Genomic DNA, 16,075 nt, shown 5'->3' with positions numbered 1-16,075 from the left:
CACAAGTTTTTCAACAGATACAATTTTGAACTAGAGTGTATTTGCTTCCACATTCCAGACTTTCTCATTATAAATCCAGAAATCTAGCAATTCTTATTTGATCATGCTCACCAAGCTCAATTCTGCTTTAACTAATGTCATAGTCTCTAGCTATTTATAAATAGCTAGTATTATTTTTATTCCACCGAATGACCGGCTGCTGCGGAAAATTACTAATAATTTTCCCACAGCTGCCGATTAGTCGGATTATTCATAAATGTTGCATAGGACTTAAATTGCTGATCAGTCTTGACTAGCGACAAACTCATCTAATTGCGCTTGCATTTTTTCTTGAACGTCGCTCCAGCCAGCTTCTTCTAAAGCATCAATTAATTTTGGTAGATTTTCCTCTGGATCAATTGAACCGGTATTTAAATTCGCCCGGTAGCGATTCATTACGTTCATGATATTCGTTAATTCTGTTTTGAAATCATCCGTTTTCACATTGAAACCAAGAATTGGTGAGGACTCAGCATTTTCAATACTTTGGTCCCGTTCAGCAATCATTTCATCTGTCACTGTATCTGCAGTGTATAAAATCATGTTGTTCCCGGTATTCCAAGCTGCCATGTGGGTTTTTGGCTGATAACCATCTAAAACTTCGACTTTATCATCGCCAACTTTTTCCCAAGCCTCACCTTCAATGCCCCATACCAAACCGTTTAATAATTCTGGGTCAGTGTTTAAAAGATTTAAAAATTCAACTGATTTTTCTTTATTTTTTGAAGTGTTTGACACGACAAAGTTCGCCATCTGCGCTTGACTAGTTGTTTGCAATTGAGTAGTCAATGGACGGGAAACTAATGGCTGACTAGCTGCTTGCGTTAAAATTGTATCACCGTAATCCAATGGTCCTTGGGTTTCTTCCCGCATAAACCAAGTATTCCCTTCTAATGGATAAGCTTGCGTACTAGTTGCGGCATCCGTTGGAATCAATCCTTCTTGATACCATTCATGTAAAACTTTTAAAGTTTCTTGGAAATCAGCATCGGCATATTGATTGATAATTTGTGGATCGCCCTCTGCATCTAATTTCACAGCAAAGGGATAATCTTTACCTAATGGATAATCATAAGCACCTGAAGCTTTAAAATCTTGACCAATCGCAAAGGCTGCAATATTCGGCTCTTTTTCTTGGAATTGTTTCAAGACTTCCGTTGCAGATTCGTAAGAACCGTCAACTCCGCTGATATCTAAATCATACTTGTCGACATATTGCTGATTGAAGGTTAATACTTGTTGACCCCAAGTATTGCCATAAACTGGAATCGCATACAATTTGCCATCGACTTCATTGCCGACTTTATACATTTCCGGCAGCTGATCCATGTACTCTTTGGCATAAGTTTCTGCTAAATCCGTCAAATCTGCAAAGGCGCCTTTTTGGGCATTTGCGACATATTGAAAGGCGAAGGCGATATCATAACTTTCTCCTGAGTTGATGATGGTCGGCATTTTTTGCTCCCAATCTCCCCAGCTGATATATTGCAAATCAATGGTCACGCCAATTTTTTCTTCAATGCGCTTATTAGCAATTTCCATCAGCTCGTCATAATTATCAGGTTTGTCCCCGACTTGATACATTAAAAGTGAGGTTGAACTGCTTTCTCCCTCTGTAGTCCCTTCAGTGTCGCTGTTACCACACGCAGCCAAGCCTAATGTCAATGAAGCTGCCGCTGTAATCCCTAATGCTTTCTTCCACGTTTTCATTATTTTGTCCACTTCCTTCTATTTTTATAAAACTATTCTTTGACACCACCGAGCGTTAAGCCACCCACAAAATATCTTTGGAAAAATGGATAGGTTAAAGCAATCGGTAATGTTGATACCACCACAATCGCCATCCGAGCTGACTCACTCGGTAAAGCAGCTAAGCCGCCTTGAATCTGCGCCCCCATCCCAGCATTGCGAGCTAGGAAATCTAAATTATTTTGAATCTTCATCAAGAGATACTGTAGCGGAACCAGCGTGTCTTTTTGAATATAAAGTAATGCATTGAACCAATCATTCCAATAACCTAAAGCCGCAAACAAACTAATTGTTGCAATCCCCGGAACCGCCAGCGGCAACACAATACTTCGAAAAATCCGCATTTCTGTCGCTCCATCAATGCGGGCTGACTCGATAATACTATCTGGCACCGTTTTGATAAAGAAGGATCTCATAACAAGTATATTAAAAGGTCCTAAGGCCAAAGGTAGAATCAAGGCCCAAATCGTATCTTTTAAAGATAACAAGTTATTAACCACTAGATACGTTGCCACCATCCCCGGTGTAAATAACATCGTTATCAGAGCAAAGACGGTGAAAAATTTACGAAAGGGAAAATTCGAGCGGGAAATCGCATAGGCATATAAAGAAGTCATGCTTGTATTGACCACTGTTCCTAAAACCGTCACAAAAACTGTTACACCCAGCGCTCTAAAAATTTTGCTGCTCATCTCTCCGGCAAAGATATACTTATAAGCCTCAATCGAAAATTCTTTCGGCCAAAAGCGATAACCCATTTCTGCCAATGAGGCTTCCTGCGTTAGTGAAATCATCACCACGAAGAAAAAGGGCATAACGCAAGAGATTGCAAACAAAGCAATTACAATATTAAAAATCACATTCGCCGTTGGATTAAAGGAACGGATTTCAACTTTATTAATTTTTTTCTTTTTCATTGAAGCCCCTCCTTTAAAATAGTGCTGAATCCGGTTCAATTCGACGGACAATAAAGTTTGCAACCAATAAAAGTGCTGCCCCAACAACCGATTGATATAAACTAGCTGCGGCTGTCATACCTAAATCTCCAGTAGCAGTCAACCCATTATAAATATAGGTGTCCAGCACTGACGTTACTTGATACAACGCCCCTGAATTACGCGGCACATTATAGAACATCCCGAAATCGGCACGGAAAATCCCACCAATATTCATAATCAATAGGACCATCATCATCGGAACAATTTGCGGAATGGTTACATTTTTAATCTGTTGCCACTTGCTGGCACCGTCCACCATCGCTGCCTCATAGTAAGTCGGGTCAATCCCCATCACCGAAGCGTAGTAGATAATACTGTTGTAACCAAGACTCTTCCAAACGTTTAAAATGACAAAGATTAACGGCCACCAAGTTGGATCGTTGTACCAATTAATCGGATTCTTACCGCCATTGGTTAGCCATTGATTGATAATCCCTTTGTCTGGACTTAAAAAGGCGTAGACAAAGTAGCCAATAACAACCCATGACAAGAAATAAGGCAGTAAAGACATCGTATGATAGACCTTCACCAATTTTTTATTGCGCAATTCACTCATAACGATTGCAAAGGTAATCGCAAAAAACAGGTTAAAAGCCAAGAAAACAATGTTGTATAATAGCGTATTGCGGGTAATCAGCCACGCATCACTCGAGGCAAATAAGAATTTAAAATTCTCAAAGCCAACCCACGGGCTGCTCAGCAAACTATCAATAAAGCCATTTGGCGAAATATGAAAGTCCTTAAATGCAACCACATTGGCAAAAACTGGTATATAAAAGAAGAAAATAAACCAGATAAATCCCGGCAGCGCCATCAAAATCAACGCCTTATAGCGCCAAACATTCTGCCAAAAACCCTTTTTCTTTTTTTTGTTCATCCCTCCAGCTCCTTTCATGAGAAATGATACCGCTTCCTAAAAGAGATAGTAATGAACAAATTTAAGGTATCATGAAACAAATTAAAGAAGTTAACGGGAAATTTTTTTACGAGGCTGTGGGACTGATTGAAACAGAACTGATTTTTCCGAACAATATCTGATAAGCATCATCAAGCATTAGAAGTTGCGATGAAGGCCTATTGGATCACAGTCCCACACCTACTTTCTGTCTCAATACCCATTAAAACACAGAGAACAAAGTCACTATAACTTGAGATTTCATCTGCTAATAAGATTAATGTCACAGCCACTTTTGAGGGCAAAAAAATAGAACAGCACAAATTGTTTTCTAAATGCTTTCGCACCAACAATTTGCCTGTTCCGTGGGTTTGGCACCCAATGCCCCCTGTAGGGCTCGAACCTACGACCCATAGATTAAGAGTCTACTGCTCTACCAACTGAGCTAAGGAGGCGTTATTCAAAAATCGTACTTCAATATCTTAGCACTTCATTTTTTAAAAAGCAACTAAAAATTTTAATAACAAACTAGTTTTTACTAGGTCATTTGAAGCCTGATTTCCCTTTCACAGGTGAGTATGAATCAATCGTGATTATCAATAAAACTGCTGATAAAATATCAGCAATTTTATTGACCTCTTCATATTTTTTCAATACAGTTCAAAAAAATTCGGCTCTCATTAATTCTATATTTCTCTATATTTCACCCAAATCCTTGCAAAACAACTTTCCTCAAGCTAAATCCTTCTCCAAAAACAACTGATAAATAGCTCCTAACAAGTTAGCTTGGCTTCTAAAAGCACAGCTTTGAATTTCCATTGGATAAAAGGAATTTTTGAAAAAATATGAGACATCCCGCAACAGATGATATTGGCGATTAATTTCTTCAATCAAAATTTCTTGAGCACTAATACCGCCGCCAATTACAATTCTTTGCGAGTCTAAGGTTGCCTGTAGATTTAAAATCATCCAAGCAATTTCCCGACAATAGGTTTCAAATAATTCCGTCAACTGAGGATTATCTTTTTTAACAATTGCCTGAAACACAGCGACACCATCACTATCATCGGCTAGGTGTAGAATTCCGCTGGCCCTTTTAATAAAATAGACCGCTGAAGTCGTATAAGCAATCACATTCTCCATTTCAGCAGGTGCAGGTGTCCGTAAAAGAAAACTTAGTTCCCCCGCTTGAAAATGATTACCCTGCACTAATTTGCCATCGACAATAATTCCACCACCAATGCCTGTGCCTAAAACAATGGCTGCTCCATTAGCCACGCCTTTTAGATTGCCTAGCCATAATTCAGCTAAAGCGGCAGCCTTACCGTCATTGCTGACGGCACATTCTAGACCAAAGCGATCGCTGAAAAATTTCTTAAAGGAGAATTCATGCAAAAAAGGCAAGGCCCCACCGTTATAAATAATCCCCGTTTCCGGATCGACTCGTCCCGGGCAACTGATTCCCACGCCTTTGATTGATTCTTGAAGAGGCGTAACGACCTCTTGAATGGCTATCAATAAATCCTCTAAATTGTAGGGCGTTTTAAATTTATTTTCTTTTTCAATATTACCTGAATGATCAATGGTCGCGTGTTTGACAAAAGTCCCGCCAATGTCAATTGCTAAATATCCATGTGCCATCTTGCCAGCTCCTTCACTAAAAAGTAAGCTGCGATTTCACCACCTTCTGAGAAAATCACAACTTACTTTTATTTTAACGATTTTATTGATTGAAATAAAGCGTTGCTTGGGTTATTCCTCGATAATGACAACATCCCAAGGAGCGATGGTGATTGGATTGCCGGCTTCGATTAAGCCGTCAGTCCGCAGTAGCTTTCCACTAACTGGTGCGGTGACTTCAGCCATTTCTTTTGCATAATTGAAGAAGAAATTGACCTTTTTACCCTCGTCATTATAGCCGCTCTTTTGAATGAGGGGGAAAGTCAGCTCTGTTAACTGATAGTCAAAAATTTTAGTGAAAATGCTTTGGATCAACTGCTTCATACCGCTATCTTCTAATAAGCAACCGAGATAGACTGCCTTACCTTGTCCTTTGTGATTGAGGGTGATAGCAGTTTTTTCTGTGAATTGTGAATTGTCATACTGAGCCAGTACTTGCGCCTGGTCAGCCTCCAGCATTTCCATAAAGCCGATAACTTTGATGGCTTCTGTAAAATCAAAAAATTCACTTTGCAGATAAATATCTTGAGGAATCGCAAATTGATTGTAATGCATACCTAAAGTCTCCTGCAGGTTACGAGGCGTACCGTCGCTGGAAATTTTCACATGTTCATTTGCCACAGCCGTCTTAAAGCCGGTTAAAAGCTTACCGCCTTTTTCCACAAAATTAGCCAATTTTTCAAAAATTTCGTCAGCACCAGCATATAAAGCTGGCACAACTAAAATCTCATAATCTGTCCAGTTATCGACATCTGGTGACACAATATCGACTTCGATATTTATTTGATACAATTGAGTATAAAACGCTTTGACGATATCATTGTAAGTAATGCTAGACTGAAAAGCGGCATTTAAATCTATCGGAAACCAATTTAATGCGGTTAACGCTTCATTGCTGACAACTAAGGCAACATTGTTTTTCTTTTTCAAGTTGACAAGTTTTGGCGATAGTTTTTGAAACTCACTGCCGATTTTAATCGCTTCTGTATAGGTCGCATTTTCTTTAAAATCATGGCTAAGTAGACCTCGCCAATAGGACTCGGCTGAATTATGAATCGAATGCCAATGCCAATACATCACACCGTTGGCTCCAGAAGCTACGTGACTATAGGCTTGTAATAGTAATTGGTTTTGGTACGGCGTCCACTGGGGAAAGCCCTGAGCTTCTGTTTCCATCACCAAGTAGTTATTTTTTTTCAAGTTACGAGTGATATCGCCACAAAAGGCAATTTCTTGACCAGTCAGTTGAGCTTGTGTCGGATGATAAATATCACAACTGGCAATGGTGGTTGCCTTGGCTGCCTTAAAGTGATTGACCTCCGGCTGCACACCATATGAATAGCCCCGCCATTCAAAGTCAAAGTTTTGGGTGACGAATTGGTCCTCTCGTTTATATTCGCTGACAATATCTGCTTGCCACTGGAGAAAACGATCAACTAATAGCCGTTGAAATTTCTCAAACTCTGCTCCTAAACTGCCGTTAATCGTCCCGTTGACATCGGGAAAATTTTCCCATGAATCAATGCGATTGCTCCAATAATCCAAACCGAATTCCGCATTTAATTTATCCAAATCATTGTCGAACTCGTCTTTTAGATATTCGACAAATTCTTTTTGGACATTTTTACTAGATGACCCGTAGGCCTTCGTTTCATTGTCAATTTGAAAGCCGATAACGTTGGCGTGACGAGCGGTTCGTTCAATCAATTTGCGGATAATTCTTTCAGCGTAGCGTAAATAGGTGGCATTGGTGATATCCATTGACTGCCGTGGTCCGTAGATTGCTCGACCACTATTTTTTCTGGACACCATCACATTTGAATCTAGTTCAACTAGCCAGCTGGGAACAGCATATGTCGGTGTACCAATGATAACCTCAATACCAGCTTTAGCCATTTCGTCAATCACTAAATCAACGGTCGAAAAATCAAATTTCCCGGGAGATTTTTCATAAGTAGACCAAGTCGATTCTGCGATGCGCACTACATTGATACCAGCTTTCTTCATCATCGCAATATCTTCTTGCAGACGGTCATAAGGTAAGTATTCATAATAATAGGCAACGCCATAAATAATTTTTTCCATTGTTATTTCCTCCAAAGGTCTCTTGTTTTATTTAAGCTCACTGATTACTTCTAATTCTTCTTCAATACTCATTGGCGTTTCACCCGAATCATCCGATTTCAGATACTTGGCAGCAAAAAGATAAATAATGCTTAAAACCAATGCCATGATGCCACAAATCAACAGGGTAAAGCTGTCACTAGTATTGCCCAAAAGTCCGCCGATAAAAGCTAAAACATAAGGTGATAAGTAGCAGCCAATATTACAAAAGACCATTGAAATAGAGACTGCTAAATTTGCTGAATTCTTTGGCGCTCGCTCCATAACAATCCCAAATGCAAAGGGAATAAAGAGGGAAGAGCCCAAGCCTGTTAAAGCTAGAATAACCGTGAACATCACAATATTAGTCGCAAAGGAAATTCCGATAAAGCCTAAGGAAATAATTAAATAGGCGATGAACAGTGTATATTGTTTAGTATATTTCACAATATTTCCGTAAAAGAAACTCGCGACAAAACTGACTAAACTAGAAACTGATAAGGCCGTTCCTAAAAATTCTGGATTGGCCATATTTTGCTCTTGAACTAAAGCAGTTGCTTTTAAACTAGTTGCCATCAAAATAACAAAAGTAAATAATATGGCACAGGATTCAATGACAACGAAGCGGTTCAAGCGCTGTTTTGGTTTTTCAATTTGGCCATTGACCACTGTCGTCTCCGGTTTAGTATCCGGAATAAAGATAAAGAATAAAATGAAGGAAACAATCGCTAAAAAGTAAATCGCAAAGGCATAATGCCAGTTATAATTCACCAAAATTCCGGCAATAAAGGTTGTAAAGGTCTGTCCCAAACTTTGAACCGCCGCTTGATAACCCAGCATTTTATTACGGGTATCACCGGTGTAAAATTCATTGATTAAACTCACTGCCAGTGAATTGAACATGCCTAGTCCCGCCCCTAAAACTAAACGCGAGATGTAAACCATCGTGTAGTTATCTGAGAAAAACGGGAAAACGCCTCCAATTCCCGCTAAGACAATCCCCAGTAAAACTGTTTTCTTGGTTCCTAAGAAATTGACAATAAAAGCACTTAATAAAACAAAAATCATGACGCTGATGTTGGAAGCTGTTACCAAAGCTTCAACGGCAGTTGCGCTATGGCTGCTGAAAGTTTCCTGCATGTGGCTCACGGCTGAGGCAATAGATCCGCCGGAAGTCAGCAATAAAGAAATCGACAGCAGAGCAACTTTAAAGGTAGGTTGTTTTGCTTTTTCCAAATTCATCTGGTTTTCTCCTTTTGAAAACGTTTTTTGATATCGCTATCATACAAGGTTTCACGCTTTCGAAATATAAAAAAACTAAGCTGAAATGGAAAAATCTAAGCTAAACTACTCTTGGCGGAACTTTTTTTGATAATCCTTAGGCGTCAGGCCCCTAATTTTTTTGAAGGTTTGACTAAAATGACTCTGATCACTAAAAGCCAGCGTCGAGGCAATCTCCCCCAAACTTTTTTCTGAATAGCGCAGGAGATTTTCGGCATAACGGATTTTTTCCTTTAAAATATATTGCTTAATCGTCTGCTCCTCACCATTTTTAAAGACGTGCACTAAATATTCCGGTGTCACCTTTAAATCCAGTGCTAAATCTTGGACACTGATTTTTTGATGCAATTGCTGACTAATCAGCCGTTTAGTTTTGATAATTAACGGATTTTGCTGATGCCCTTCCGCCAAACGAACCTGTGCCACCATCTTGGCAAAAGTAATTTCAATTTCCCTTAAAAAAAGAATCAGACTATTTTGATTTTGAAATTCTTCCAGTTGCATAATGCTTTGGTCCACCAGTGTAAATGATTCTTCCGGTTGCAGGCCACCACGAATGGCTGCTCTTGAAGCCAAAGCAATCACACAGATACAAAGATTTTTTAAATTACGTAGTTGATCCTTCGCCAAAATTCCTGGTTTACCTGAATATGTTTCTTCAAAACTTTTTTGCAGCAGTTCCACATTACCTTGTTCGATACTATCCATCTCCCGCAGTTCTTGATCGTAGGGATTGTGAAACTCAGCTAACTCAATATGCTGAAACAAGTCTTCTGTTGTTTTCAATAAAATTGGTTTGTGCTGATTAGGCAGACCTTGCACGGTAATGGCCTCCGGTGTTAATTCCCGCTGATTGATTAAAAAATCTAAAAAGATAATTTCATTGGCAAAAAGATGAGGATTGACAATTCCTTGCGTCTGAACCATCACATACAATTGATTGGGCTCCTTTAAATTGATTGTTCCTCCATAAACCGCATCTTTAAAGACCATAAAAAAAGGAAATTCTTGAAAATCCAAAACCGCCTGCAAATATTCTAAATGGCTGTCGGTGGAGTTTATTGCGGTAACAGTTTTAGCCTGCCACTGAATTAAATAAATTCTCGCAGGAGTGATTTTTAACCATTGTTCTAAGCCAAAGTTCACAAAAATCATCCCTTCTGTAAAATTTTATATCCTGAATGTCAACGCATCTTTAGCCAATAGGAAAATTTTGACAAGCTATTATTCTAGCTTGCTACTGTCTAGCAATTGCATTTATGCTTAACCTGAATCTGACTTAATTCATCTTAGTAAAACAAATATATTTTCAAATTGCAAACCAACTCCCACTATTTGAGCTACACTTACCATTAGAAAAGAAAGTGAACATTTGATTGACATAACTTTGCAAGTCTTGAAAATTTTACAATCCCTTTAAACTGAAACCAAGCAAAAGCTTTATATCTTTCACTTTTTATCTCCTAAAACTGATAAATAGTTTAAACTAAAAAATCTGCGAAATCCTATTAAGATTTTCGCAGATTTTTGATTTCTTGTAGTACCAAAAAGCATTCGAAATTATTTTTCTTCTTCCTTTACGCTATCAGGTTTTAAGCTATTTTCATAAAAAGCAATCTTGTCGTTCATCCGCTGTAGCGTTGTTTGAATATCCAGCAGCTTCACTTCCAAACTGTTTTTTTCTTCTTGTAATAAATCTCTTCTGGCTAAGACCGTGCTGTCTCCTAGCTGATACAAGCGAATGTATTCAATTAACCCTTCAATTGAAACCCCGGCGTTGCGCATGCATTTAGTGAAGTCCACCCAACGCAAATCCTCTTCATTATAGTCACGAATGCCGCCCGGTGTACGATTAACTGGCGGGATTAAGCCGATTCTTTCATAATAGCGCAGAGTATCGGCTGAAATGTCCTTTAACTCGCTAACTTGTTTTATATTCATAGCAATTACTCCTTCTGTCTAACCTAATCAACAACTTGATAATAGCTAAATTATAAACTCTAGAGTCCACTCCAAGTCAACTGTTTTTGCTTTCTTTTATTAAATTTTTTCTGCTAATAAAATTTTTATCAATCAAGCACGCCCATTTTTAAGCCCACAGCTGAGACAATAATCAAATTCATATTTTTCTACCTCACCAGCTTTTTCAAGCTATCAATGAGTGGCCTGAGGCAAAAGAAATCTCAAAATTGAAGTACTCTAAAATAATAAAATTTTCTCCTTGACTTCGACCCGACTCTAACCTGTAGCATAAATATAAATGAAACAGGAGTTGAGTGACATGACCCATTTTCTAAAAAAATACATCAATAAAAAAAGAGCTACTCTAACATTAGGCCTTCTAATCAGTCTAACAGCCTTAATATTTTTCAGTGAAGCCGATTTTGCAGCGCAGCCTGATGAGTTTATCGGCCCAAAAAGAATTGAAATCAATGCCAATCGAAATTTTGTAACAGAAGAAACTGCTGTAGAAGCTACCCCCGTAATTGAGGAACAGCCACTAAAATCAGCGGTTCGTTTAGATGTCCCTTTGCTGAATCAAATGACGGAGCCCCGCTTATACAATGGCTGTGAAGTCACCAGTTTGGCGATGATCTTAAATTATCATGGCTTTGCCGTGACCAAAAATCAATTGGCTGAAGAGCTGCCAACCGTGCCGGTTCAAGATGCAAATGGCAATTACGGAAATCCCCATGAGGCCTTTGTCGGTGATATGACGGCCAACACCGGCCCCGGTTATTTTGTTTACCATGAACCGATTTATCAATTAGCCAATCAATTTATTGACAATTCTTATGAGGCAATTGATTTAAGTGGTAGTGATTTTACAGAAATCCAGCGGCAGTTGTCTATCGGCAACCCCGTCTGGGTGATTACCACCACAACTTTTTCCGAGACGGGTGATAATTTTACTTGGCAGACTACAACTGGCGAGGTATCAGTTTCCATGTCTGAGCACAGTGTCGTTTTAACCGGTTATGATGAGAATGAAATTTATTTAAATGACCCCTATGGCAGCAAAGATTATGCCACCGATTTACAAGCCTTCATCGCCTCTTGGGAACAAATGGGCCGCCAAGCCGTTGTTATCACTGAAGCTTCTGAAGTCTAATAAAAAGATAGCCCAGCTGTCCCGATTGAAACTTTAATCGAGATGGCGGGCTATCTTTTAGGTTTAAACAGGAAAAATTTTTGATTAATCTGCGCTACTTAATCATGACACCTTGCAAATATGTCTTTCCTCCTGCAAAACTGTTGCAACCGCAGAAAAAATTATCTTTAGACCAGCTCTTAGTTGCGCTTTTGGAATCGTCAGCGGTGGTAAAAGTTTCAAAACAGCATCTTTACGGCCTGCAAGTTCGATAATCAGGCCTTGAGATACGCATAATTGCTGAACTTTTTTGGCCAGTTGTGAATCAATTTCAGAAAAATCAATGCCCCAGAGAAGCCCTAAGCCCCGCATTTGTAATTGCGGGTGTAACGGGATAAGCTGCTGAGTTAAAAATTCTTCCACGAGCTTACCTTTAGTTTCAGTCAATAACGAGAGCTCTTGTGCTACATAAAACTTCAAGGCTGCCGTCGCACCGACAAAGCCCAGCTGATTGCCCCGAAAAGTACCATTATGTTCTCCCGGATTAAAAACATCCAACTCTGGTTTGAACAACACTAGGGAAAGCGGCAGACCAAAACCACTGATTGATTTAGACAGCATGACCATATCAGGCACGATTCCAGCTCGTTCAAAGGAAAAGAAACTTCCGGTACGACCAACTCCTGTTTGAATTTCATCAATCAATAATAATATGCCAAACTCATCACAGATACTTCTTAACCCCCGCAGCCACTCGCTATCCGCTACATGGACGCCCCCTTCTGCTTGCACCGTTTCCAGCATGATGGCCGCTGGCAGTTCCATACCAGAATGGTCATCTGCCAATAATTCTCTCAAATTTTTTAGAGCCAGTTGTGTGTCAACAGCTGATTCAACAAAGGGCAGATGGGTGACAAAGTTTAAGGGGACACCAGCACCTTTGCGGCTTGCTTGATCGCTGGTTAACGCCAAGGCCCCCAAACTCATCCCATGAAAGCCACCGGAAAAAGCCAAAATATTTTGACGACCAGTTGCTTTGCGGGCCAGTTTCAACGCTGCCTCAACCGCATTTGTGCCAGTTGGGCCACAGGACATAATTTTGTAGTCCAAATTTTTCGGTTGAAGAATCTCTTTGTGAAAGGTTACAAAAAATTCTGCTCGAGCGGTAGTGTCTAAATCTAAGCCATGAATAATGCGGTCCTCATTTAAATAAGCTAAAATTTGTTTTTTGATATAAGGATTGTTATGACCAAAGTTCAAAGCCCCAGCGCCGGCAAAAAAATCAATAAACTCCCGTTGGTCAGTCGTCATTAAGGTCGCATTTTTCGCAAAGTCAAACTGAAAGGGAAAACTCTTAGCATAAGAAACGACATTTGCTTCTAAAGACTGTATCACCATCAACTTCCTCCTTTTTGTTACTAGTTTAACTTTACGACTTGGAGTCAACTTTAAGTCAAGTCTTTTCTCAAATTTTTAGGTTCATTTCTTTAAAATACCGAAAAACCCACTTTGAGTAAGCTTTTTGCTAAGCTTTCTGATTTTTGTTTATCTTACCGACAAGTCTAAGACAAAATATTGCGCTACCGAATCCCATTGAAATCCATTGACTAATAAAACAGCGATTGAGGCCTGATTTTCTTTTTCCGGAGCCACAATAATTTTTTTAGCCCCTAAGTGAGCAATTTTTTCAATTAAAGCGGCGATGATTTGACGACCATGGCCTTGCTTTAAAAATTGTTCAGCGCCAATTAGATAATCCAAACTGAACACTTTTCCCGGCTGATTCACCTCATACCAGTCCTCCAACTGATTCGCATAGTAGCAGTCATAATATTGACAAAAACCAATGGGCTGCTCTGCCAGCATTACAATAAAATGCTGAATCCAATGATAGTCTGTATGGCGGTTGCGAATTTCAGCCAACCAATTTTGTGGATGTTCAAACCAGATGGCCACATGAGGCTGCATCAACCACTCTGACATTAAAGACAAATCCCCATCAGTAAAATCTCGTAGATAAATTTCTGCCATTTAGTCGACCTCCTAAAAAACACTTCAACTCAGGAATGAATTGAAGTGTCCGTATTTTTATTCTGCGTCCGGCCACACCGCCCGAGCCGTTTCAATTACCAAGGCTAGCTTTTGCCATTGGTCTGCTTCAGTAATCGTATTGCCCTCCTGCGTTGAAGAAAAGCCGCATTGAGGACTGAGACAAAGCTGATTTAGCGGGACAAACTGAGCTGCTTCTTGAATACGAGCCTTCAGCATTTCCGAATCTTCTAAAGCAGCCGTCTTGGTGGTAACTAAACCTAAAACTAAACGCTGGTCCTGCAAATTAGCCATCGGTGCAAAACTGCCGGAGCGTTCGTCATCGAATTCTAAAAAGAAGCCATCAAAATTTTTGATTGCCAAAAGTCGCTTGGCAATTTTATCGTAAGAACCATTATAGAGCCAGTGGGATTGGAAATTTCCTTTACAAAAATGGAAAGTGATGGCCATATCGGCTGGCTTTTTCGCGAGAACGGCCTCGGTGATATCGCCAAACTCTTGAATTAATTGATCGGGATCATAGCCATTTTGAGTAATCATGCCTCTAAAACGGTCATCAAATAATCCACCCCAGCTAGTATCATCCAATTGCAGATAGCGACAGCCGGCATCATAAAAAGCTTGGATCGCCGCTTGATAGGTCACAGTTAAATCGGCAACAAATTCTGATAAATCAGCATAAACAGGTGCTTCGTTATATTGCTTAGACAAAATCATAGAATCCAAGAAAATCATATTTGGTCCGGGAATTGTCTGTTTCGCCAGCACATCGCCAGCCTGTTTCTTGGTAAATTTGAAATGTTCTAGAAAAGGATGGGTCGAGTCAAAGGCCAATTTGCCACTGACAAAAGTTCCTTGCGCTTCTGTTGTGATACCAAAAGCTGTCGTCTCAAAATCATAGACCGTAATCCCCTGCAGACCGGCGATAAAATCTAAATGCCACCAACGCCGCCGAAACTCGCCATCCGTCACAGCCTTCAAGCCAATAGCTTTTTGTTTTTCAATGATCTTGATGATTTCTTGGTCCTCGACTGCTGCCAGCTCAGCAGCAGAAATTTGGCCGGCCTTAAAATCTGCCCGAGCCTGTTTTAAAACGGCCGGTCGCAGTAAACTACCGACTTGGTCGTACCGAAAAGGAATTTTTTCCATATCCTCGCCTCCTAAGAAAATTTCTTAATTATAGCATATATTTTGTGAAAAAATGAACCTGCTGCAGATTTTATCCGTGAATTTGTTGATAATTGAGGGCCGCACCGATTAAATTGGCATCATTTTGATATTGGGCCGTAGCAATTTCCGGTAAAATATATTCTACGCCAAGCTCTTTTAAGCGCATTTCAAGACGAGTACTTAATTGCTCTGCCAAGTCTGGGCGGGCAGAAATCCCACCGCCTAAAATCACTTTCTCTGGATCCATTACAACTTGAATATCATATAAACTATCGGCGATGTTATCGTACATGCTATTGATAATTTCAATCGCCAGCTCTTCGCCTTTATCATAACGGGCAAATAACTCAACGCCATCAATTTTTTCGCCGGTCGCTTTTTCATAGCGAGCTGCCATTTTAACAGCAGTCCCGTTAATACTCAGCGTTTCACCGTTGGCATTTTTCATCATGCCAAACTCGCCGCCAAATAAATGAGCCCCTTTATAGAGCTTACCGTCAATAAAAATAGCTCCGCCAATTCCTGTTCCAATAACCACAAAGACGCTATTCAGGCTGTCTTTACCAGCGCCCAATTCCATTTCGCAAATCCCGGCACAGTTGGCATCATTTTCAATCGCCACCGGCAGATTTAAATCTGCCTCTAATAAATCAAAGAAGCGGCCTTCATGGATAAACGGTACGGCGCTGATGCCGTCAATTCGACGCTCTTTAACATTAACTGCTCCCGGCGCACTCAAGGCAATACCGGTGACATCGCCGATTTGTGCGACCACCTTCTGCATTTCGGAAACTAATTCAGGATAGCTTTTCGGCGTGGGGAATTTACCGAGGGTCGTTAACTCCTCAGTCCACTTGCCAAATTTCACAAAGGTACCACCAATATCAAACACTGCTAAACTCATCTGCTCACCTCAAAAAAAATTTTCTTTTCCCGTTATTTTACCACGTAATCGCTTGCAATAAAGGCTCATATCAAATTTTTTACGAAAAAAATTTTCTCAAGGAGATACCTTGAGAA

General features: G+C 39.9%; 13 protein-coding genes and 1 tRNA gene. 1 reads left to right on the top strand and 13 read right to left on the bottom strand.

Annotation, left to right across the window (positions count from 1 at the left end; translation table 11 throughout):
• Positions 1-282 precede the first annotated feature (282 nt).
• The 9 genes from ORH16_RS09455 to ORH16_RS09415 all read right to left on the bottom strand — a co-directional run bounded on the left by ORH16_RS09455 (position 283) and on the right by ORH16_RS09415 (position 10,686).
• Positions 283-1,749 carry an ABC transporter substrate-binding protein gene (locus ORH16_RS09455; RefSeq protein ID WP_265458315.1) on the bottom strand — a complete coding sequence of 489 codons (1,467 nt, stop codon included), beginning with the start codon at positions 1,747-1,749 and terminating at the stop codon, positions 283-285.
• A 32-nt stretch (positions 1,750-1,781) separates the two neighbouring features.
• Complete coding sequence (locus tag ORH16_RS09450) at positions 1,782-2,705, bottom strand: carbohydrate ABC transporter permease (protein ID WP_265458313.1); 924 nt, start codon at positions 2,703-2,705, stop codon at positions 1,782-1,784.
• Between the two features lie 13 nt (positions 2,706-2,718).
• Positions 2,719-3,681 (bottom strand): ABC transporter permease, encoded by a 963-nt coding sequence (locus ORH16_RS09445; RefSeq protein ID WP_265458311.1) that lies wholly within the window; start codon positions 3,679-3,681, stop codon positions 2,719-2,721.
• Positions 3,682-4,063: 382 nt separating this feature from the next.
• Positions 4,064-4,136, bottom strand: a tRNA-Lys gene (locus tag ORH16_RS09440).
• 277 nt (positions 4,137-4,413) lie between these two features.
• The gene (locus ORH16_RS09435) at positions 4,414-5,322 is read right to left on the bottom strand and encodes an ROK family protein (protein WP_265458309.1); all 909 of its coding nucleotides are present in this window, start codon (positions 5,320-5,322) and stop codon (positions 4,414-4,416) included.
• 111 nt (positions 5,323-5,433) lie between these two features.
• On the bottom strand, positions 5,434-7,446 hold the full coding sequence (locus tag ORH16_RS09430) for a beta-galactosidase (RefSeq protein ID WP_265458307.1): 2,013 nt from the start codon (positions 7,444-7,446) through the stop codon (positions 5,434-5,436).
• Positions 7,447-7,473: 27 nt separating this feature from the next.
• Positions 7,474-8,706 (bottom strand): MFS transporter, encoded by a 1,233-nt coding sequence (locus ORH16_RS09425; protein ID WP_265458306.1) that lies wholly within the window; start codon positions 8,704-8,706, stop codon positions 7,474-7,476.
• Between the two features lie 105 nt (positions 8,707-8,811).
• On the bottom strand, positions 8,812-9,891 hold the full coding sequence (locus ORH16_RS09420; protein WP_265458305.1) for a helix-turn-helix domain-containing protein: 1,080 nt from the start codon (positions 9,889-9,891) through the stop codon (positions 8,812-8,814).
• Positions 9,892-10,305: 414 nt separating this feature from the next.
• The gene (locus ORH16_RS09415; RefSeq protein ID WP_265458303.1) at positions 10,306-10,686 is read right to left on the bottom strand and encodes a MerR family transcriptional regulator; all 381 of its coding nucleotides are present in this window, start codon (positions 10,684-10,686) and stop codon (positions 10,306-10,308) included.
• Positions 10,687-11,026: 340 nt separating this feature from the next.
• On the opposite strand from ORH16_RS09415, the gene ORH16_RS09410 reads away from it, so the two are divergent.
• Positions 11,027-11,857 carry a C39 family peptidase gene (locus ORH16_RS09410; protein WP_265458301.1) on the top strand — a complete coding sequence of 277 codons (831 nt, stop codon included), beginning with the start codon at positions 11,027-11,029 and terminating at the stop codon, positions 11,855-11,857.
• A 102-nt stretch (positions 11,858-11,959) separates the two neighbouring features.
• On the opposite strand, the gene ORH16_RS09405 is transcribed toward ORH16_RS09410, so the two are convergent.
• The 4 genes from ORH16_RS09405 to ORH16_RS09390 all read right to left on the bottom strand — a co-directional run bounded on the left by ORH16_RS09405 (position 11,960) and on the right by ORH16_RS09390 (position 15,959).
• Entirely contained in the window at positions 11,960-13,234 is a 1,275-nt protein-coding gene (locus tag ORH16_RS09405; protein ID WP_265458299.1) for a diaminobutyrate--2-oxoglutarate transaminase, read from the bottom strand.
• Positions 13,235-13,381: 147 nt separating this feature from the next.
• Positions 13,382-13,867 carry a GNAT family N-acetyltransferase gene (locus ORH16_RS09400; protein WP_265458297.1) on the bottom strand — a complete coding sequence of 162 codons (486 nt, stop codon included), beginning with the start codon at positions 13,865-13,867 and terminating at the stop codon, positions 13,382-13,384.
• A gap of 57 nt (positions 13,868-13,924) precedes the next feature.
• Positions 13,925-15,034 (bottom strand): 5-methyltetrahydropteroyltriglutamate--homocysteine S-methyltransferase, encoded by a 1,110-nt coding sequence (locus tag ORH16_RS09395; protein ID WP_265458295.1) that lies wholly within the window; start codon positions 15,032-15,034, stop codon positions 13,925-13,927.
• A 70-nt stretch (positions 15,035-15,104) separates the two neighbouring features.
• Entirely contained in the window at positions 15,105-15,959 is an 855-nt protein-coding gene (locus tag ORH16_RS09390) for an ROK family protein (RefSeq protein ID WP_265458293.1), read from the bottom strand.
• Positions 15,960-16,075 lie beyond the last annotated feature (116 nt).

This window comes from Enterococcus sp. HY326 (genome assembly GCF_026157065.1).
Lineage (GTDB): Bacteria > Bacillota > Bacilli > Lactobacillales > Enterococcaceae > HY326.
The sequence above is the reverse complement of the archived record's forward strand: the minus strand, read 5'-3'. Positions and strand labels throughout refer to the sequence as shown.

Coding starts and splice junctions, on each gene's coding strand:
- ORH16_RS09455 (WP_265458315.1), bottom strand. CDS start 1,749: ATGAAAACGTGGAAGAAAGCATTAGGGATTACAGCGGCAGCTTCATTG.
- ORH16_RS09450 (WP_265458313.1), bottom strand. CDS start 2,705: ATGAAAAAGAAAAAAATTAATAAAGTTGAAATCCGTTCCTTTAATCCA.
- ORH16_RS09445 (WP_265458311.1), bottom strand. CDS start 3,681: ATGAAAGGAGCTGGAGGGATGAACAAAAAAAAGAAAAAGGGTTTTTGG.
- ORH16_RS09435 (WP_265458309.1), bottom strand. CDS start 5,322: ATGGCACATGGATATTTAGCAATTGACATTGGCGGGACTTTTGTCAAA.
- ORH16_RS09430 (WP_265458307.1), bottom strand. CDS start 7,446: ATGGAAAAAATTATTTATGGCGTTGCCTATTATTATGAATACTTACCT.
- ORH16_RS09425 (WP_265458306.1), bottom strand. CDS start 8,706: ATGAATTTGGAAAAAGCAAAACAACCTACCTTTAAAGTTGCTCTGCTG.
- ORH16_RS09415 (WP_265458303.1), bottom strand. CDS start 10,686: ATGAATATAAAACAAGTTAGCGAGTTAAAGGACATTTCAGCCGATACT.
- ORH16_RS09410 (WP_265458301.1), top strand. CDS start 11,027: ATGACCCATTTTCTAAAAAAATACATCAATAAAAAAAGAGCTACTCTA.
- ORH16_RS09405 (WP_265458299.1), bottom strand. CDS start 13,234: ATGGTGATACAGTCTTTAGAAGCAAATGTCGTTTCTTATGCTAAGAGT.
- ORH16_RS09400 (WP_265458297.1), bottom strand. CDS start 13,867: ATGGCAGAAATTTATCTACGAGATTTTACTGATGGGGATTTGTCTTTA.
- ORH16_RS09395 (WP_265458295.1), bottom strand. CDS start 15,034: ATGGAAAAAATTCCTTTTCGGTACGACCAAGTCGGTAGTTTACTGCGA.
- ORH16_RS09390 (WP_265458293.1), bottom strand. CDS start 15,959: ATGAGTTTAGCAGTGTTTGATATTGGTGGTACCTTTGTGAAATTTGGC.